We start from the raw sequence: 18,641 nt of genomic DNA, 5'->3' as shown, positions 1-18,641 counted from the left end.
CCCTCGGCCCTCGGCCCTCGGCGAGACCCCGTCCGGCGCCCCGGTACCGCCCCCACCTCCTCCCCGCGCCCCGCCCACCGGCCCCCGCCCGGCCCGTACCCCCTCCCCACTCGCGGCCTTGTTCCGCGCGCGGCGCCCGCGTGGGCGCCTCACCCCTGTCCGGCCGCGTCGCCGGGGCCCGCACGCCCCGGCCGCCGTTGCGTCGGCGTTCGTTCCCGCCCGTGAACCCGTTGGAGAACCTCCCCGTGCCACCCGCCCACCGCCCCTCCCCCTCCCCCGCCCTCCACGCCCTGGACGCTCCACCGCCCGCCCTGTCCTTCCGGGTGCTCGGCCCGCTGCGCGTGCACACCGGGGCGGGCGGGACCGACGTACGTCCACCCCTGGCCGCAGCCCTGCTCGCCACCCTGTTGCTCCGTCACGGCCGCAGGGGCAGCACGCAGGCCCTCATCGACGCCGTCTGGGGCGACGCGGCACCCGGCGGTGCGTCCGGGGCCCTGCGGGGCCACGTGGCCGCGCTGCGCCGCGTGATCGAGCCCGGACGGGCGCCCCGCACCCCGGCCCGGGTGCTGGTGTCCCGGCCGAACGGCTACGCCCTGCACCTGCTGCCGGACGCCCTGGACCTGACCGTCTTCGACCGGCGTGCGGGCAGCGCGGCCCGGGCGGTGCTCGCCGGGCGGACCGGTGACGCGCTCGCGCTGTACGACTCCGCGCTGGACCTCTGGGACGGGGACGAACCCCTGCCGGGGGTGCCCGGTCCGTTCGCCGCCGCCCAGCGTTCCGCGCTGCGCGAGCGGCGGCTCGCGGTGCTGGAGGCGCGGTGGGAGGTGGCGCTGCTGCTCGGCGGCCACGCGCGGGCCGTGGAGGAGCTGCGCGGGCCGGCCCGGTCCCATCCGGGGCGCGTGCGGCTCCAGGAACTCCTGATGACGGCGCTGTACGAGACGGGCCGTCAGACCGAGGCCCTGGACGTGTACGCCCGGGCCCGGGAAGCCCTGCGCGGCGCGGACGGGCCGGGGTCCGGTACGGGCCTCGACCGGATCCGGCTGCGCATCCTGGCCGGTCCCGGCGCTCCCGAGGCGGACGGGCCCGCGGCGGCGAACGGCCCCGGGAGCCCGCAGTCCCCTCCCCCGGGCGGCGCCCCGGCACGGACTTCGGGGCCGCTCCGTTCCGCGGCAGCCGGCACGGCCGCGCCGGCGGCGGCCGCCCCGCCCGCCCCCGCACCCGCCCCCACGGCCCTGATGTCGCCGATGCTGAGCCTCCCGCCCGACCCGGCGGACCTCGTCGGCCGCGACGCGGAGGTCGTACGTCTGCGGCAGGTCCTGGAGAGCGGCTCGGTGGCGGCCGTCGGCGCGGTCAGCGGGATGGGCGGGGTCGGCAAGACGGCGGTGGCGGTGCGGGTCGCGCACGAGGCGGCCGCGAGCTTCCCCGACGGGGTGTTCTTCGTCGACCTCTGCGGGATGGACGCCCGGCCGGCCGATCCCCACCAGGTCCTGGGTGACCTGCTGCGGGCCCTCGGGGTGACACCGGCGCAGCTTCCGGCCGAGACCGCCGAGCGGGTCGCGCTCCACCGCTCGCTCCTCGCCGGGCGGCGCGTGCTCCTCGTCCTCGACAACGCCCACGACCTGCGCCAGGTGCGCGATCTGATGCCGACCTCACCGGGCTGCGGCCTCCTCGTGACCAGCAGGAACTGGCTCACCGGCCTCGGCAGCCTGGCCGGAGCGGCGCTGGTGCACCTGGAGGAACTGACGGACGGCGTGGCGCTGGACCTGCTGGTCCGGCTCGTCGGGGAGGAGCGCGTGCGACGGGAGGAGGAGGCGGCCCGGGCGCTGGTGGCCGACTGTGGACGGCTCCCGCTCGCCCTGCGGGTCGTCGCCGCCCGGATGGCCGCCTCACCGGCCCTGTCGGTCGCGGAGACGGCCGAGCGGCTCGCGGACGAGCGGCGGCGGGTGACGGAGCTCAGCGGGGACGGCGGCGCGGTGGACGCCACCTTCCGGCTGGGAACGGCGCGCCTGGGTCCGGAACAGCTGCGGGCGTTCCGGCTGCTGGCCCTGCCCGACGTCCCGGAGCTGGGCGGGCTGAGCTCCGCCGCCCTGCTGGACCGGACCCGGGAGGAGGCGGAAGTGCTGTGCGAGGACCTCGTCGACGCCAGCCTGCTCCAGTCGCCGGCGCCGGGCCGCTACCGCTACCACGACCTGCTGCGGCTGTTCGCCCGGACGTCCGGGGCCGAGGAGCTGCCCGCGGCGGAACGCGGGGGCGCGATGCTGCGGCTGCTGAGCACCTACACCGACGTCGCCCGGGACGCCTACTGGGCCTCGACCGTGGGGGACCCCTTCCCCGCCGACGAGATACCGGCCGCGGAGGTGCGGGATCCGGCGGGACGGCCCGGCTCCGGCGCGCACCCCGCCCGCGCCTTCACCGGCCCGGCGGAGGCCACCACCTGGCTGTTCGACGAACGGCAGCACCTGCTGGCGCTCGTCGAACAGGCCGCCGGTTTCGCCGAGGTCCCGGCCGCCGTCTGCGCGCGCCTGCTGCTGGCCACCGATCCGCTGGGGCGCGACAGCACCGGTACGCGGAACCTGGAGCGTGCCGCCCGGGCCGTCCTGGCGGCGGCGCGCGGGGCGGCCGACGCGGTCGCCGGCGGCATCGCGCACTTCATGCTGGGCGGTTCCTTCGCGATCCGGTTCGACATGGGCCGTGCGCTGCCCCACCTGCGGGAGGCGGCCGACGTCTTCCGCCGCGAGGAGCGGTGGCCGCTGCTCGCGCACGCGCTGAACGCCCTCGGCGGGTGCGCCCTGGCCGGGCGGGACTTCCCCACCGCGGTGCGCCACCTCACGGAGGCGCTGCCGCTCAGCCTGGAGCCGCGCAGCCCCGCCTGCGAGTCCGTCACCCTCGGCTTCCTGTGCCTGGCGCAGCTGGCGACGGGGAACGCGGGGGAAGCCGTACGGTCGGCCCGTACCGCCGTCGAGCTGGCGCGGTCCTGCGGGGACGGGCCCGGTGAGGCGAACGCGCTGCGCGCCCTCGGGCAGGTCCTGCTGTACACGGGGCAGCGGCAGGAGGCCCTGGCCTGCATGCGCACCAGTCTGCGGCTGTGGCGGACGACGGGCTCGGCGTTCCGGGAGGCGCTGGTGCTGGGCGGGATCGCCGAGGCGCTGAACCTGCTGGGCCGCCACGAGGAAGCCGTGGCCCACGCCACGGAGGCCCGGGACGTCGCCACCCTGCACGGGGACACGTACCTGCTCGGGCGGGCGCTCGTGCAACTCGGTGACGCGGTCGGCGCCCTGGGCCGGCCGGGCCAGGCGGGGTACTACCACCGCCAGGCGTTGCAGCTCTTCCGTGAACTGCGCATGCCGGACGCGGCGGATGTCGAGGCCAGGCTCGGCGGCGGATGACGCGGCGGCCCGGCCCTCCCCTCCGGGGCGGCCCGGGCCTTCCCCGCCACGGGGGGTGCGCGGTCCGGTTGACGTTCCGTTGATGCGCTGTTGAGGCCGCGCGAGCAGGGCGGTGACAGGCTCTTGTCACCGCCCCCCGCACGGATGTCCTCTCCCCCTCCGGACGTCCCTGCCGGGGGGCGGCCCGGGCACTCCGCGGCATCCCGGGGCCGCACGCCGATCTGCTGAGGACCCCCCTTTGGACCCCCAGGCCCTGCTCTTCTCCCTTTTCACACCGGAAGGCCGGGAAAACCCGTTCCTCGCGCTGGAAACGCTCCGCGAGAACTTTCCGGTCTACTACGACAAGGACCTCGACACCTACTTCCTGACGACGTACGCGGACTGCCAGGCGGTCCTGACCGATTCCTCGTTCCGTACGCCCGATCTGAGCTGGTGCGAGGACAACCTGCCGGACTGGCGCGAGCACCCCGCCGCCGACTTCTTCTACGCCTCGATGCTCCGTGCGAACCAGCCCGACCACACCCGGCTGCGCCGGCTGATCGGTGCGGGGTTCACCCCGCGCCGGGTCGCCGCCCTCAGCGGCGCCGTCGAGGAGCTCACCGACTCCCTGCTCGACGCCTTCGCCGAAGCCACGGCGGACGGCGGTGCGGCCAACTTCCAGGAACTGGTGGGCTATCCGCTGCCCGTGGCGGTCGTCGGCGAGCTGATCGGCGTCCCGGCCGAGGACCGGCTCCGCTTCCAGCGCCTGGGCGGTGACGCCAGCCGGCTGCTGGAGCCGGTCCGCACCGAGGAGGACTGGGCTCGCGCCGATGCGGCGGTGACCGAACTGCGCGTGTACTTCGAGGACTTGCTGCAGCGCCGGGCGGCCGAGCCCCGCGAGGACCTCGCCACCGTGCTGCTGGAGACCGGTGAGGGACAGGAGCGGCTCACCAGGAAGGAGGTGGTCGACACCCTGATCCTCACCTTCGTCGCCGGGTTCGAGACGACCGCCGCCATGCTGGGCATCGTCACCCACGCCCTGCTGACCCATCCCGGTCAGCGGGCCGCCCTGGACGCCGATCCGGAACTCGCGGCCCAGGCCGTGGACGAGGCGCTGCGCTGGGACACGCCCGTCCAGATGACCGAGCGGATCGCCTCCGTGGCGACCGAGATCCGCGGGGTCACCGTGCCCGCAGGGGCCAACGTCACCACGGTGCTCGCCGCCGCCAACCGGGATCCGGCCCAGTTCCCCGACCCGCACCGGTTCGACGTACGGCGGTCCGGGAGCAGGGTCATGAGCTTCAGCGCCGGCCCGCACTACTGCCTCGGTGCGGCCCTGGCCCGGCTGGAGGGTTCCATCGCCGTCCGCCGGCTCTTCGCCCGCTTCCCCGGCCTCGCCCTGGCGGGGACGCCGGTACGGCGCGAGTCCTTCAGCCTCCGCATGTACGAGGACCTGCCCCTGACCACCACCGCCGCAGCCGGAACGACCCGTACGCGGGCCACGGCCGGCGCCACGACGACGAAGGACTGACCCATGGCCTTTCTGGACACCGAACGGGCGGTGCTCGAAACGCTGCTCCCCGGCCTCGACGCCGAGCTGGCCCGTCATCCGCTGGCCGAGCTGGAGCGGCCGGGCAGCCCGGCCATCGCCGCGTTCCGCGAGGCGGGCGGCGCGGCCCTGCTGGTACCCCGGCAGAACACCGGGATCGGCGCGGACCCCCTCCAGGCCGTGCGCCTGCAGCGCGCGGTCGGCGCCCGCTGCCCGTCGCTCGCCGTCGCCACGACGATGCACCACTTCTCCGTGGCGAGCCTGGTGGAGGCCGCGAAGAACGGCGCCGGTTTCGAGTGGATGCTCCTGGAGGCCATCGTCGGCAAGCGCATGCTGCTGGCGTCCGGTTTCTCGGAGGGCCGGACCGGCCAGTCCATCCTGCGGCCCGGCATCCGGGCCGAGCGCCGTGGCGGCGAGGTGGTGCTGAACGGCAGCAAGAAGCCCTGCAGCCTGGCCCGTTCGATGGACCTGCTGACGGCTTCGGTGGTGATGGCGGACGAGGACGGCACCGAACGGCTCGCGGTCGCCATCGTCCCCGCCGACACGCCGGGCGTCTCGGTCCGTCCCTTCTGGCAGAGCACGGTGCTGGCCGGCGCGGAGAGCGACGAGGTCGTCCTGGAGGACGTCGCCCTCGACCCGCAGATGGTCGTACTGACCGAGGTCACCGCCGATTCCGTGCTGGATTCCCTGAACGTGGCGGGCTTCCTCTGGTTCGAACTGCTGATGACCGCCGGCTACCTGGGCACGGCGAGCGCCCTGGTGGAGCGCGTCACCCTGCACGGGCGCGCCCCCGCCGCGGTGCGGGCGGCGCTGGTGACCGAGGTCGACGCGGCGATGCTCGCCGTCGAGGCCGTCGCCCGGACCATGGGGGAATCCCCGGAGTGGGGCGAACCCCTGCTGGTCGCCGCGCTCACCGCGCGGTACGCGGCCCAGGACGCCATCGCCCGGACCACGGCGGCGGCCCTGGAGGCCCTGGGCGGCATGTCGTTCATCGGCTCCGACGAGGGCACCTACCTGGCCTCGGCGGCCGCGGGCCTGAACTTCCACCCGCCGGCCCGGGCCCGGATGGCCGAGCCGCTGTGCGCGGCGCTCGACGGCGGGCCGCTCCGTGTCGGCTGACGGCGGGGCCGCCCCGGCCGGCCGGGGCGGGGCGGTCGAGGCGGCCGTACCGCCCGGGCGGGAAGCGGCCTACACGGTGGAGCGGCTGGACCGCGCCGAGGACGTGCCCCGGCAGGTGTGGGACGAACTGGCCCCGGCCGACGACCCGATGTGGGGCCGGGACGTGTTCGCCGCCATGCAGCGCGCCGAGATCGGCCCGGACGCGTACGCCTACCTGCTCGTGCGCCGGGACGGCCTGCCGGTCGCGGTCCTGCCGCTCAGCGCCGTACGCGGCCTGCGGCTCGACCGGGTCGTGGGGCCGCGCGAACGCCGCCTGATGGCACCGGTGACTCGGGCCTTCCCACGGCTCCTGCGGGTGCCGATGCTGTTCTGCGGCAACTTCCTCGGGCAGGGCCACGTGATGGGCCGAAGCCCGCTCCCGGCGCCGGCGGCCCGGCTGCTGGTGCGGGAGGTCATGGACTTCGCCCGCGACCACCGCCTGGGCACCGTCGTCTTCAAGGACTTCGCCCCGCATGACCTCGACGTGCTGCGACCGGCCCTGGAGGCTGCCGGCTTCTTCACCGTCGCCTCCCTGCCGGACACCCAACTGAACCTGGGACACGCGGACTTCGAGAGCTTCCTGGCGTCGCTTCCGGCCAAGCCGCGGCGCAACGCCCGGAACAAGATACGGAAGTTCCGGCAGCAGGAGGACCTGCGGATGGAGGTCCTCGACGGGTTCGGGCACCTCGTCCCCGAGATGATGGGGCTGTACCGGCAGGTCATGGACCGTGCCGACCAGACCCTCGACGTGCTCGACGAGGACTTCGTACGGGCCCTGGCCGACGGCGCCGACACCGGCGACGGCGAGCGGGAGGTCACCGATCAGCGGCTGGTCGCCTGCTTCGAGGGCGACCGCCTCGTGGGCTACCTGCACTGCCTGTTCCGCGGCACCGGTGCGGTCGGTGCCCGGATCGGCCTGGACTACGGGCTGGCCCACCGGGCGCGGCTCTACCACAACCTCCACTACGCGGCGATCGAGCTGGCCATCGGCCGGGGCTGCCGCCACATCCGCTTCGCGCAGACCGCGTACGAGCCCAAGCGCGAGTTCGGCTGCGAGCTGGTCGAGCAGTCGTACGCGCTCACCCACACCGGACGGCTGCCCCGTACGGTCCTGCGCCTCCTGCTGCCGCCGGCCCTGGAGGCCGCCCGCGAGCAGGCCCTGGCGCCCAAGTCCTGACGGGCCACGCGCCCGCCCGGAGCCCGTCCCGGCTCCGGCTCCGGCTCCGGCTCTGCCGGGTTCCCGGGATCTTCCCGAACATCACCGACGAGCCCGTACGGGCTCCTCGTCCGCATTCGCATTCGCATTCCGCATTCCGCATTCCGCATTCCGCATTCGAAGGAGAACCACCATGCCCCTCGTCCAGGTCGAGATCCCCATCGCCGCCCGCCCCGAGGACAGCTGGCACGCCGTCATCGACGTCGAGAGCTACGCCTCCTGCATGGACAGCGTCCAGTCCGTCACGATCGTCGACCGCTCCGGCGAGGACGAGCGCACGACGGCCTGGTCCGTCCACCTCAAGGGCTCGGTCCTGGAGTGGGTGGAGGCCGAGCGCCTCGACCACGTCGCCCGGCGCTTCGACTTCCACCAGGTCAGCGGCGACCTGGCGCACTTCGTGGGTCACTGGGCCGTGCGGCCCTCCGACGACGGCGGCAGCCACGTCTCCCTGACCGTCGAGTTCGAGATAGGGATCCCGCTGCTCGCCGACATGCTCAACCCCGTCGCCGCCACCGCCCTGCGCGAGAACGCCGAGCAGATGCTGCACGCGCTGGAGCGACGGCTCACCGCCGACGCCGCCCGCTGACGCGACCCGACGAGGCGGTCCGCGCCTCCCGCGTCCACCATCCCACCCCCTCCAGGAGGTCCCCCGTGGCCGACACGTCCACGACCGCCCCGCCCACCGCCGGCGAGGTCTTCGACCAACTCCGCCGCCACCAGTCCCCCAAGCTCGCCCTGACCGGGAAGTTCGCCGGCCAGGGGGCCGTGGAGGCCAGTGCGCTGGGCTCCCGCGTCACCCTCTCCGACGGCCGCTCCGCACTCGACTTCGGCTCCTACGCGGTCGCCCTCCTCGGCCACCGTCACCCCGGCGTGGTCGCGGCGGTGGCCAGGCAGCTGGAGGTGATGCCGACGTCGACGCGCAGCCTGGCCAACCCGGTGGCCGCCCGGTCCGCCGCCCTGCTCTCCGACTACCTGGGCGGCCGGCTCCCCAAGGTCTACTTCGGCCTGAACGGGGCCGACGCCGTCGAGGTGTCCGTGAAGCTGGCCCGGCTCGCCACGGGCCGGGACCGGGTGCTGGCGGTCACCGGCGGCTACCACGGCAAGACGCTGGGAGCCCTCGCCCTGACGCACAGCCCGCTGTTCCGGGCCGGCCTGCGGGGCGCCGTCGTCGACGTGGTCCACATCGACCCCGAGGACCCGTACGCCGTCCGCGCGCAGCTGGAGGCCGCCCCGGTCGCCGCCGTGGTCTTCGAACCCGTACAGGGCGAGAACGGCGCCGTGCCGCTGCGCACCGATGTCCTGCGCCAGTGGTGCGAGGACGCGCACGCCCACGGCGCCTTCGCCATCGCGGACGAGATCCAGTGCGGGCTGCGCCGCTGCGGGGAGCCTTCGGTCGCCCTGGCGGACGGCCTGCCCGTGGACGCCGTACTCGTCGGCAAGCCGCTCGGCGGGGGCGTGGTGCCGCTCTCGGCCGTGGTGTGCAGCGAGGAGCTGTACGCCCCGCTGGCGCAGGACCCGTTCCTGCACTCGGCGACCTTCGGCGGCCACCCGCTGAGCTGCGCCGCGCTCCCCGCGGCCCTGGAAGCCGTCGAGGAACTCGCGGAGCACGGAGCGAAGCTGTCGGCCCTGCTCGCCGACGGCCTGCGCGCCCTCGAAGAACGCCACCCCCGGGTGATGGCCGGCCATCACGGCCGGGGCCTGCTGTGGGGCATCGAGTTCACCACCCCGGCGGCGGCCGGCGAGGCCGTGGTCTCCCTGGCCAACAACGGCCTGCTCGTCTCGCCCTGCCTGGGACGCCCGACCACCGTCCGGCTGCTGCCCCCGCTGGTCACCACCGAGGCGGAGCTCGACGAGGCACTGGCCATCCTCGATGCGGCGCTGGGCGCGGCGGCCCCGGCCGGCCTCCCCGGCTGACACCCGCCGCCGGCCGGCCCCAGCCCCGCTCGCGACCACCACCCCACCCCGTCACCAGCACACCGGAGGAACCAGGTGAACCCCACCGAACCCACCACCCTGTCTCCCGCCGACCTCTTCGACGTCGTCCGCGAGACCATCGCCGATGTCCTCGGGACCACCCCCGACGTCATCGAGGAGAGCACGGACCTGCGGGCCGAATACGGCATCGACAGCCTGGAGATGATGTCGATCGGCGCCCAGCTCGAACGCGCCCTCAACGTACGCATCGCGGCCGAGGACCTGATGCGGGCCGAAACCGTCGGCCATGCCGTCGCCCTCCTCACGGAGCGCCAGGCGGCCCGTTCATGACCCGGCAGCACACCGCGCCCGCCGCGGTCCGCCCCGCCGAACGCCCGCGCGTGGTCGTCACCGGGATCGGCGTGAAGTCCCCGGCCGGCCTCACCCTCGACGAGGTCATGGAGACCGTCCTCGCGGCGCGCCCCGCCGCCGCGGTGTACACGGACCTGATCGACGCGGGCTCCCCCGTCCACATCGCCTGCCGGGTGCCGGAGTTCGACGTCGACTCCTACATCACCCGCCGCGAGCGCCGTCAGATCGACCGGCCGACCGAACTGGCCCTGTGCGCGGCGGCCGACGCGGTACGGCAGGCCGGCCTGCCCGAGCTCCCGCCCTCCCGCGTGGGCGTCCACCTCGGTACCGGCATCGGCGGTCTCCCCACCATGGAGGGGCTCGTACGGGACAACGACGCGAACCCCACGGCCATGCCGGTGCACTCCGTCCCCCGGACCATGGCCAACTCCGCGGCCGCCCGGGTGGCGATGCGCTTCGGCTTCCAGGGTTCCTGCGTCACCTACGCCACGGCCTGCGCCAGCGGCGCCACGGCCATCGGGGAAGCCGCCCGGCGCATCCAGTACGGCGAGCTCGACGTGGCCGTCGCCGGCGGGTTCGACTCCGCGGTGACCACCTTCATGCTGAGCGGGTTCTCGCGGATGCAGGCGCTGTCCACCCGCAACGGCGATCCCGGGAAGGCGAGCCGCCCCTTCGACGCCGAGCGCGACGGGTTCGTCATGGGCGAGGGCGCGGCCGTACTCGTACTGGAGCGGCGCGAGTCGGCGCTGCTCCGCGGGGCGACCATCCTCGGCGAGATCGCCGGGTACGCCACCAACGCCGACGCCCACCACATCGTGGCCCCCCACGCCGACGGGGCCGTCGCTGCGGCGTGCATGGCGCAGGCCATCGCGGACGCCGGGCTGCTGCCGTCCGACATCGGCCAGATCAGCGCGCACGGGACGTCGACGCAGGCCAACGACCGGGCCGAGGCCGCCGCCATCCACCGGTGCTTCAACGGGCAGGCCCCGCCGGTGACCGCCGTCAAGGGTGTCACCGGGCACCTCATCGGAGGCTCCGGCGCGCTGGAGGCCGCGATCGCCCTGGTCTGTGCCGAGCGGCGGATCGTACCGCCCGTCGCCAACCTCACCACCGCCTCGGAGGCCGACCGGATCGACGTGGTCGCCGGAGCCCCGCGCCGCGTCGACAGTGCCCCGGTGCTCTCCAACTCCTTCGGCTTCGGCGGACAGAACGTCTGCCTGGTCCTGCAACCCGCCACCTGAACCCCAGGAGCCTTGCCATGCGCATCCTCGTCACCGGCGCTTCCGGCGTCGTAGGCACCGAAGTGGCCGAGCGGCTCGCCGCCGAAGCCATCGGGGCGTCCGGGGCCGACGGCCCTGCCGCTCCCGCCCTCGTCCGTACCGCGCGGCGCGCGGCCGGCGGTGATGCCGGGCCCGTGCCCTGGGACATCGGCGCCGAACCCGCCCCGGCCCCCCTCACCGGACGTCCCTGGGACGTCATCGTGCACACCGCGGCGTCCACCCGGTGGACCATGACCCGTCAGGAGGCCACGGACGCCAACATACGGACCCTGCGGGCGGTGCTCTCGCTCGCCGGCCCGGACACCCACGTCGTCCACGTCTCCACCGCCTACGTGGGCGGAGTACGCGCCCCCGAGGACCTCAGGGGCGAGGAGTTCGAGGGCTACCGCAACGGCTACGAGTGGTCGAAGGCCGCCTGTGAGGAGATCGTGGCCACCGAACACCGCGGACCGGCGACGATCGTCCGCCCGCCCCTGGTACTGGGCCGCCGCGGCGACGGCCGCATCGGCCGCTTCTCCGGCCCCTACAGCCTCTTCCCGGCACTGGTCTCCGGCCTGGCGGCGGTGGTCGTCGGGGACCCGGACGGATACGCCGAGATCAGCCCCGTCGACGAGGTCGCCGAGGTGATCGCGGGCGCCGCCCTCGGCACCCCGCCCGGGTCGCCGCGCACCGAGGTGATCTCGGCGGGGCAGGACAGCATGCGCCTGTCCGACCTGGTCCGCATCACCTGTGACACCCTCAACGCGTTCCGGGCCGAGCACGGAGTCGACCCGATCGCGCAGCCGCCGACCGTGTCCACCGACAGCTGGAACCGGTTCTTCCTGCCGCTGGCCGGGCAGTGGCTCTCCCCCGTCCAGCAGGAGGCCGTGAAGCTGCTGGCGATGTTCCAGAGCTACACCAGCATGAGCGAGCCCTTCGAGCCCACGCACAAGGTCACCGACCCGGGTGGGGTGATGGCGGCGTCGGTGCTGCACTGGGCGCGCAGCAAGCCCCGCCAGGCCCTCGGCCGTACGGTGCCGTGGACGCTGATCGACGCCGCGTGAGGACCGGGGCCCGGCCCCGCCGACACCCCCCGCGCCTGCCGCCACCCGCCCGAGGAAAGGACAACCGACCGTGCACGCCCTCCTGATCAGCGGGAGCCCCCGGGCGGGTTCCGGCACCACCGCACTGGCCGCGCTGGTGGGCGATGCCCTGCTCGCCCGGGGCGCCACCGTGACGACGATCGAGCTGGGGGACCCCGCGGGCCCCCGTCTTCGGGCCCTGCCGCGGAACCACGACGCCGTCGTCCTGGCCAGTCCCGTGCACCACGCCAGCTACTCGGGCCTGCTCAAGCTCGCGCTGGACGAGGTACCGGGCGACTGGCTGGCCGACACGGCGGTGGGGCTCGTCGCCCACGGCTCCGGCCCGCGCACCGGCGGCGTGGTGTGCGAGCACCTGCGTACGGTGGCCAAGGCGCTCGGGGGCTGGGTGGCTCCCACGCAGATCGCGGCCTGTCCGGCCGACTTCGCCCCCGGCCCGTCCGGCACGGCCCCCCTGCCCGACGGGGCTCTGCTGCGGCGCTGCCACACCCTCGCGGCGGAACTCCACCGCTGCGCGACGATGCTCCGCACCCCGGTCCCGGAGCACGTCTGACCCGCCTGCCGCGGACGCCCCGGTGCGCCGGTCCGGCCCTGACCGGGCCCGGACCGGCGCACCGGTGTGCACCGCGTGCCTCCCTGCCGGGCGGCTCCCGGTTGATCGTCCCGCGGTGGGGTAGCGGAGCGGCATGGCTCCCGAAAACGCTTCCGCCCCCGCGTCCGGTCACGTGCGGCCCGAGATCGACGTCGCTTCGCTGACCGAGGTGCTCGACGGCGGGTACGCCGGCATCCGCGACCTCGTCCGGACCAACCTGACGATGTACGCCTCCGTCCTGGAAGAGGCCGAAGAGCTCGGCATCGACGCGTTCCGCGAGCGGGTGCGGGAGATCGTCGTCGAGATGGCTGCGACGGGCCAGACCGGCATGGGCTTTCCCGCCGAGTACGGCGGGGGCGGCGACGTCGGGGCCTCGATCGCCGCGTTCGAGACGCTGGCCTTCGGCGACCTGTCGGTCCTGGTGAAGGCCGGCGTGCAGTTCGGGCTGTTCGGCGGTGCGATCCTGCACCTGGGCACCGGGCGCCACCACGACGCCTACCTCCCGGACCTGATCACGGGGGAGCTCATGGGCTGCTTCGCGATGACCGAGACCGGGCACGGCTCCAACGTCCAGGCGCTCGGCACCGTAGCGGAGTACGACACGGCGAGCCGGGAGTTCGTCATCACCACCCCCGACGACCGCGCGCGCAAGGACTACATCGGCAATGCGGCCCGGCATGCCGAACTGGCCGTCGTCTTCGCCCAGCTGGAGGTGGACGGCCGGTCGCGGGGCGTGCACGCCTTCGTCGTCCCCCTGCGGGTGGGCGGTGAGACGGCGCCCGGCGTCAGGATCGAGGACGACGGCCGCAAGATGGGGCTCAACGGGGTGGACAACGGGCGCATCTGGTTCGACGGCGTGCGGGTGCCGCGCGAGGCCCTGCTCAACAGGTTCGCCGACGTGACCCCCGAGGGCGTCTACGAGAGTGCGATCGACGACCCCAACCGGCGGTTCTTCACCATGCTCGGCACCCTGGTGCAGGGCCGGGTCAGCGTCGCCGGCGCCGGGATCAACGTCGCCAAGGTCGCCCTGACGATCGCCACCAGGTACGCGGTGCGGCGCCGCCAGTTCGAGGCGGCCCCGGACAGCGGGGAGCAGGTGCTCCTCGACTACGGCCTGCACCAGCGGCGCCTGCTGCCGCTCATCGCCCGGACGTACGCCCTGCACTTCGCGCAGGACGTCGTGCGCACGCAGCTGCACGAGGTCTTCTCCGGCATCGAGGACGACGCGACGGCGCGGCGGCGGCTCGAATCACGGGCTGCGGGCCTCAAGGCGCTCGGCACCTGGCACGCGACCGGGGTCGTCCAGGAGTGCCGGGAGGCGTGCGGCGGCGCCGGCTATCTCGCCGTCAACCGGTTCGCCGCCCTCAAGGCCGACAGCGACGTCTTCACCACCTTCGAGGGTGACAACCACGTCCTGCTGCAGCTCGTGGCCAAGGGGCTGCTCACCGATCTCGCCAGCGAGTTCGAGGACCTCGACCAGCTCGGCGTGGTCCGCTACGTCACCGGCCTCGCCGTCGAGACGGTCATCGAGCGGACGTCGGCCCACAAACTGCTCGAACGGGTACGTGACCTGCTGCCCGGCGGCGACGAGTGGGACCGGGAGGCCGGCCTGCTCGATCCGGAGTACCAGCTCGCCATGGTCCGCTTCCGGGAGGAGCACATGCTCGCCGGACTGGCCCGGCGGATCAAGGGCGGGATCGACCGGAAGCGCGAGGCCGGCGCCGTCTTCTCGGAGGTGCAGGACCACGTCATCGCGCTCGCGCGCGCACATGTCGAGCGGCTGGTGACGGAGGCCTTCGTCGACAAGGTGCGCGGGCTGCCCGAAGGGGGCGAGAAGGCGGCGCTCGCCCTCCTCTGCGACCTGTTCGCCCTGTCGGCGATCGAGGCGGACCGGGCCTGGTTCATGGAGCACGGGCGGCTGACCGTCCAGCGTTCCAAGGCGATCAGCCGCCAGGTGAACGACCTCTGCCGCAAGGTCCGTCCCCTCGCGGTCGACCTCGTCGACGCGTGGGGCGTCCCGTCCGCCGTGCTGCGGGCGCCGGATCTCGTGGGGTGAGGCGCGGGCGGCTGGACCTGGGGCGCGAGGCCCCGCCGACGACCTCGGCTTCAAGATCAAGATACCGTGCGCCGGGGGGCTTGCGGCAAGGGCCCCGCCATGCTGCAAGATCAGCGGGCAAAGCCAGGACCTGCGGAAACGGGGAATTCTTGATGACCGATGTGATCATTGCCGGCGGTGGACCGACCGGGTTGATGCTGGCCGCCGAACTGCGGCTGCACGGTGTGCACGTGGTCGTGCTGGAGAAGCTGGCCGAGCCCGCGGGCCAGTCCCGTGCGCGCGGCCTGCACGTGCGCAGCGTCGAGGCGTTGGACCAGCGCGGCCTGCTGGACCGGTTCCTCGCGGCCGGGGAGCAGTTCCAGGCCGGCGGTTTCTTCGCGGCGATCATCAAGCCGTGGCCGGACGGGGTGGACACCGCGCATCCGTACGGCCTCGCCATCCAGCAGACGGTCACCGAGCGGCTGCTGCACGAGCGTGCCGTCGAACTCGGTGCCGAGATCCGGCGCGGCTGTGAAGTGGCCGGGCTGAGTCAGGACGGGGACGGGGTCACCGTCGAGCTGACGGACGGGACGCGGCTGCGTTCGCGCTACCTCGTCGGCTGCGACGGCGGCCGCAGCACGGTGCGCAAGCTGCTCGGCGTCGGATTCCCCGGCGAGCCCGCCAAGGTCGAGACGCTGCTGGGCGACGTCGAGGTGACCGCGGAACCGGCGGAGCTGGCGGCCGTGGTCGCCGAGATCCGCGAGACCCACGTCCGGTTCGGCGCCGTTCCCATGGGGGACGGGGTGTTCCGCATCATCGTGCCCGCCGAGGGGCTGGCCGAGGACCGTACGGCCGCGCCGACCTTCGAAGAGTTCAAGGAGCGGCTGCGGGCATTCGCCGGGACCGACTTCGGCGCGCATTCGCCGCGCTGGATCTCCCGGGTCGGCGACGCCAGCCGGCAGGCCGAGCGCTACCGGGTCGGCCGCGTGCTGCTGGCCGGCGACGCGGCGCACATCCATCCGCCGACCGCCGGGCAGGGGCTCAACCTCGGCATCCAGGACGCGTTCAACCTCGGCTGGAAACTGGCGGCGGAGGTGGCCGGCTGGGCGCCGGAGGGACTGCTGGACAGCTACCACGCCGAACGGCACCCGGAGGGCGCCCGCGTGCTGACCAGCACCCTGGCGCAGGGCGTGCTGCTGGAGTCCGGTGCGGGTGCGAAGGCACTGCGGGAACTGTTCTCGAAGCTGTTGGACTTCGAGGAGGTGAACCGGTACGTGACCGAGATGATCACGGCGGTCGGGGTCCGCTACGACCTGGGCGAGGGTGACGAACTGCTCGGCCGGCGGATGCGGGACCTGCGCCTGAAGCAGGGCCGTCTCTACGAGTTGACGCGCGGCGGGCGCGGCCTGCTCCTGGACCAGACCGGCCGGCTCTCGGTGGAGGGCTGGGCGGACCGGGTCGACCACGTGGTCGACGTCAGCGAGGAACTGGATGTCCCCGCGGTGCTGTTGCGGCCGGACGGCCACGTGGCGTGGGCCGGCGAGGACCAGCGGGAGCTGCTCGGCCACCTGGCCAAGTGGTTCGGCACAGCCGCCGGCTGAGCACCCGGGCCCTCGGCCTGCGGCCCCTGATCCGCGCGGGCGCTCCCCCGGGGGATCAGGAGCCGGGGAGGAGTTCGCCGATCAGGCCGAGGATCCGGACTTCGATCTCGTCGCGGATGGGGCGGACGGCTTCGACGCCCTGTCCGGCGGGGTCGTCGAGCTGCCAGTCGAGGTAGCGCTTTCCGGGGAAGCAGGGGCAGGCGTCACCGCAGCCCATGGTGATCACCACGTCCGAGGCCCGTACCGCCTCGGTGGTGAGGACCTTGGGGATCTGGGCGGAGATGTCGATGCCGACCTCGTTCATCGCCTCGACCACGGCCGGGTTGACCGCGTCCGCCGGTGCCGAGCCGGCGGAGCGGACCTCGACGCGGCCCTGGGCGAGGTGGCTGAGGAAGGCTGCGGCCATCTGGGAGCGGCCGGCGTTGTGGACGCACACGAACAGCACGGTGGGGCGTGAGGGGCTCACGGGCGGGTTCTCCTGGCTTTCAGGGGGCGGCGACGACGGTGAGGGGGACCGCGGGCCGGGGAGGTACGGGGGAAGGCCGGCCGAAGATCAGGGCGGCCAGGCCGACTCCGAGGGCGGCCCCGACGGCCTGGGCGGCGATGAACGCCGGTACGGAGGCGGGGGCGATGCCCGCGAAGGAGTCGGTGAGGGCCCGGCCGACGGTGACGGCCGGGTTGGCGAACGAGGTGGACGAGGTGAACCAGTAGGCGGCGCCGATGAACGCGGCCACCACGCCCGGTGCGAGGTTCGCCCGGCCGGCGCGGGTCAGTCCGACGGCCACCAGGAGGAGCCCGGCTGTGGCGACCACTTCGCCCAGCCACAGGTGGACGGCGGAGCGGTCGTGGGTGGAGAAGGTCACCAGCGGGTGGCCGAACACGGCGTTCGCCAGCATCGCACCGGCCATCGCGCCGGCGATCTGGGCGGGCACGTACAACGAGGCCTCCCGCAGCGTCGTGCCCTGACCCGATCGGCGGCCGGCGGCCCAGGACGCGAGGGTGACGGCGGGGTTGAAGTGCGCTCCGGAGACCGGCCCGAGGACGGCGATCAGCACGCCCAGTCCGAACACGGTGGCCAGGCAGTTGGCCAGCAGTTGCACACCGGCGTCCCGGGAGAGCTCGGAGGCCTGGATGCCGGAGCCGACCACGACCGCCACCAGGAGCGCCGTTCCGACGGCTTCCGCGGCGACGCGGCGGGCCAGCGGGGCGCTCATCCCGTCGTCCGGGCCGGCTGCGGGGCTTTGAGCACGGCTGCGAGCCGTTCCAGGGCCTGGGGCAGCACCCAGTAGTAGACCCAGGTGCCGCGGCGTTCGCAGTCGACCAGGCCGGCCTGCCGCAGGAGCTTCAGGTGGTGGGAGATCGTCGGCTGGGACAGTTCGAAGGCCGGGGTCAGCTCGCACACGCAGACCTCGCCCCCGTCCCGAGAGGCGATCATCGACAGCAAACGCAGCCGGACCGGATCCCCCAGGGCCTTGAAGACCTTCGCCAGATCGGTGGCCTGCTCCTCGTCCAGCGGCGCGGCCGCCAGTTCCCCGCAACAGGTGCCGTCGGCATCCCGCCCGAGCACCACGAGCTCTTGTTTCGACATGCCTCTATATTGACGTTCCTCGATCCAAGGCGCAAGCTTGCATCGAGAAACATCTATGCAGCCTGGTCCAGCCCCTCCAAGGTTGGGCCCTGTCCCTCGGAGTGAGCATCATGCACGAGCAGCCCACCGACCTGCGCGAAACCGTCCGCCGCCGCTACGCCGCGGCCGCCCTCCAGATCACCGAGGGCGGCGCCGGCTGCTGCGGACCGCAGGACATCGAGGCCGGCGACGGCTTCGGCTCGGCCCTCTACACGCCCGGTGACCGCGACGCCCTGCCCGCCGAGGCCGTCGCCGCCTCCCTCGGATGCGGCAACCCCACCGCCGTCGCCGACCTCCGCGAGGGCGAGCGCGTCCTGGACCTCGGCTCGGGCGGCGGCATCGACGTCCTGCTCTCCGCCCGCCGCGTCGGACCCACCGGCAAGGCGTACGGCCTGGACATGACCGAGGAAATGCTGGCCCTGGCCCTGAGCAACACGGCGAAGGCCGGCGTCACCAACGCGGAGTTCCTCAAGGGCACCATCGAGGCCGTCCCGCTGCCCTCGCACACCGTCGACGTCGTCATCTCGAACTGTGTGATCAACCTGTCCACGGACAAACCGGCCGTCTTCGCCGAGATCTTCCGCGTCCTGGTGCCCGGCGGCCGCATCGGCCTCACCGACGTCGTCGCCGACGACGGCCTCGCCCCCGAACAGCGCGCCGAGCGCGGGGACCACGTCGGCTGCATCGCCGGCGCCCTCTCCTTCGCCGAGTACCGCCGGGGCCTGGAAGCCGCCGGCTTCACCGGCATCGAGATCTCCCCCACCCACCCGGTCGCGGACGGCATGCACTCCGCCGTCGTCCGGGCGGTCAAGCCCGGCGCGGTGGAGGGGGCCGGCCACGCGGCCGGGTGAGG

General features: G+C 74.1%; 16 protein-coding genes. 13 read left to right on the top strand and 3 right to left on the bottom strand.

Features of this window, described 5'->3' with window-relative positions:
• The first annotated feature begins 221 nt into the window (after positions 1–221).
• The 12 genes from ABZZ17_RS03565 to rox all read left to right on the top strand — a co-directional run bounded on the left by ABZZ17_RS03565 (position 222) and on the right by rox (position 16,161).
• The gene (locus ABZZ17_RS03565; protein WP_356871517.1) at positions 222–3,386 is read left to right on the top strand and encodes a tetratricopeptide repeat protein; all 3,165 of its coding nucleotides are present in this window, start codon (positions 222–224) and stop codon (positions 3,384–3,386) included.
• 238 nt (positions 3,387–3,624) lie between these two features.
• Positions 3,625–4,896, top strand: coding sequence for a cytochrome P450 (locus tag ABZZ17_RS03560; RefSeq protein ID WP_356871515.1), 1,272 nt, complete (start codon positions 3,625–3,627; stop codon positions 4,894–4,896).
• A 3-nt stretch (positions 4,897–4,899) separates the two neighbouring features.
• Positions 4,900–6,033, top strand: a complete 1,134-nt coding sequence (locus ABZZ17_RS03555; RefSeq protein ID WP_356871513.1) for an acyl-CoA dehydrogenase family protein — start codon at positions 4,900–4,902, stop codon at positions 6,031–6,033.
• Positions 6,023–7,249: a GNAT family N-acetyltransferase gene (locus ABZZ17_RS03550; protein WP_356871511.1), complete on the top strand. Its 1,227-nt coding sequence runs from the start codon at positions 6,023–6,025 to the stop codon at positions 7,247–7,249. Before ABZZ17_RS03555 ends, ABZZ17_RS03550 begins: the two co-directional genes overlap by 11 nt.
• A 172-nt stretch (positions 7,250–7,421) precedes the next feature.
• A complete protein-coding gene (locus tag ABZZ17_RS03545) occupies positions 7,422–7,874 on the top strand; it encodes an SRPBCC family protein (RefSeq protein WP_356871509.1) in 453 nt (150 codons plus the stop codon).
• A 65-nt stretch (positions 7,875–7,939) separates the two neighbouring features.
• Positions 7,940–9,202: an aspartate aminotransferase family protein gene (locus tag ABZZ17_RS03540; protein WP_356871507.1), complete on the top strand. Its 1,263-nt coding sequence runs from the start codon at positions 7,940–7,942 to the stop codon at positions 9,200–9,202.
• 75 nt (positions 9,203–9,277) lie between these two features.
• Entirely contained in the window at positions 9,278–9,553 is a 276-nt protein-coding gene (locus tag ABZZ17_RS03535; protein WP_356871505.1) for an acyl carrier protein, read from the top strand.
• Positions 9,550–10,815 carry a beta-ketoacyl-[acyl-carrier-protein] synthase family protein gene (locus ABZZ17_RS03530; protein WP_356871503.1) on the top strand — a complete coding sequence of 422 codons (1,266 nt, stop codon included), beginning with the start codon at positions 9,550–9,552 and terminating at the stop codon, positions 10,813–10,815. The genes ABZZ17_RS03535 and ABZZ17_RS03530 overlap by 4 nt, the downstream gene beginning before the upstream one ends.
• 17 nt (positions 10,816–10,832) lie before the next feature.
• Complete coding sequence (locus ABZZ17_RS03525) at positions 10,833–11,897, top strand: SDR family oxidoreductase (RefSeq protein ID WP_356871501.1); 1,065 nt, start codon at positions 10,833–10,835, stop codon at positions 11,895–11,897.
• 70 nt (positions 11,898–11,967) lie between these two features.
• A complete protein-coding gene (locus ABZZ17_RS03520) occupies positions 11,968–12,486 on the top strand; it encodes an NADPH-dependent FMN reductase (RefSeq protein ID WP_356871499.1) in 519 nt (172 codons plus the stop codon).
• A gap of 133 nt (positions 12,487–12,619) precedes the next feature.
• The gene (locus tag ABZZ17_RS03515) at positions 12,620–14,581 is read left to right on the top strand and encodes an acyl-CoA dehydrogenase (RefSeq protein ID WP_356871497.1); all 1,962 of its coding nucleotides are present in this window, start codon (positions 12,620–12,622) and stop codon (positions 14,579–14,581) included.
• Positions 14,582–14,733: 152 nt separating this feature from the next.
• Positions 14,734–16,161 (top strand): rifampin monooxygenase, encoded by a 1,428-nt coding sequence (gene rox, locus ABZZ17_RS03510; protein WP_356871495.1) that lies wholly within the window; start codon positions 14,734–14,736, stop codon positions 16,159–16,161.
• 55 nt (positions 16,162–16,216) lie between these two features.
• Here the strand turns inward: rox and ABZZ17_RS03505 are convergent, their stop codons facing one another.
• The 3 genes from ABZZ17_RS03505 to ABZZ17_RS03495 are packed head-to-tail and all read right to left on the bottom strand — an operon-like array spanning position 16,217 to position 17,749.
• The gene (locus ABZZ17_RS03505; RefSeq protein ID WP_356871493.1) at positions 16,217–16,627 is read right to left on the bottom strand and encodes an arsenate reductase ArsC; all 411 of its coding nucleotides are present in this window, start codon (positions 16,625–16,627) and stop codon (positions 16,217–16,219) included.
• Positions 16,628–16,646: 19 nt separating this feature from the next.
• The gene (locus tag ABZZ17_RS03500; protein ID WP_356871491.1) at positions 16,647–17,375 is read right to left on the bottom strand and encodes an MIP/aquaporin family protein; all 729 of its coding nucleotides are present in this window, start codon (positions 17,373–17,375) and stop codon (positions 16,647–16,649) included.
• On the bottom strand, positions 17,372–17,749 hold the full coding sequence (locus tag ABZZ17_RS03495) for a metalloregulator ArsR/SmtB family transcription factor (protein WP_356871489.1): 378 nt from the start codon (positions 17,747–17,749) through the stop codon (positions 17,372–17,374). The genes ABZZ17_RS03500 and ABZZ17_RS03495 overlap by 4 nt, the downstream gene beginning before the upstream one ends.
• Positions 17,750–17,859: 110 nt before the next feature.
• Here ABZZ17_RS03495 and arsM point away from each other — a divergent pair, with 110 nt between their 5' ends.
• Positions 17,860–18,639: an arsenite methyltransferase gene (gene arsM / locus ABZZ17_RS03490; RefSeq protein WP_356871487.1), complete on the top strand. Its 780-nt coding sequence runs from the start codon at positions 17,860–17,862 to the stop codon at positions 18,637–18,639.
• Positions 18,640–18,641: the final 2 nt, after the last annotated feature.

It is taken from the genome of Streptomyces sp. NPDC006512 (genome assembly GCF_040611935.1).
Taxonomy (GTDB): Bacteria; Actinomycetota; Actinomycetes; order Streptomycetales; family Streptomycetaceae; genus Streptomyces.
Note: the sequence above shows the minus strand (reverse complement) of the source record. Positions and strands in the feature narration are given on the sequence as shown.

Bases quoted from the DNA above. Each gene is read 5' to 3' on its own strand.
- ABZZ17_RS03555 (WP_356871513.1), top strand. From the start codon at position 4,900: ATGGCCTTTCTGGACACCGAACGGGCGGTGCTCGAAACGCTGCTCCCC.
- ABZZ17_RS03545 (WP_356871509.1), top strand. From the start codon at position 7,422: ATGCCCCTCGTCCAGGTCGAGATCCCCATCGCCGCCCGCCCCGAGGAC.
- ABZZ17_RS03530 (WP_356871503.1), top strand. From the start codon at position 9,550: ATGACCCGGCAGCACACCGCGCCCGCCGCGGTCCGCCCCGCCGAACGC.
- ABZZ17_RS03525 (WP_356871501.1), top strand. From the start codon at position 10,833: ATGCGCATCCTCGTCACCGGCGCTTCCGGCGTCGTAGGCACCGAAGTG.
- ABZZ17_RS03515 (WP_356871497.1), top strand. From the start codon at position 12,620: ATGGCTCCCGAAAACGCTTCCGCCCCCGCGTCCGGTCACGTGCGGCCC.
- rox (WP_356871495.1), top strand. From the start codon at position 14,734: ATGACCGATGTGATCATTGCCGGCGGTGGACCGACCGGGTTGATGCTG.
- ABZZ17_RS03500 (WP_356871491.1), bottom strand. From the start codon at position 17,375: ATGAGCGCCCCGCTGGCCCGCCGCGTCGCCGCGGAAGCCGTCGGAACG.
- ABZZ17_RS03495 (WP_356871489.1), bottom strand. From the start codon at position 17,749: ATGTCGAAACAAGAGCTCGTGGTGCTCGGGCGGGATGCCGACGGCACC.
- arsM (WP_356871487.1), top strand. From the start codon at position 17,860: ATGCACGAGCAGCCCACCGACCTGCGCGAAACCGTCCGCCGCCGCTAC.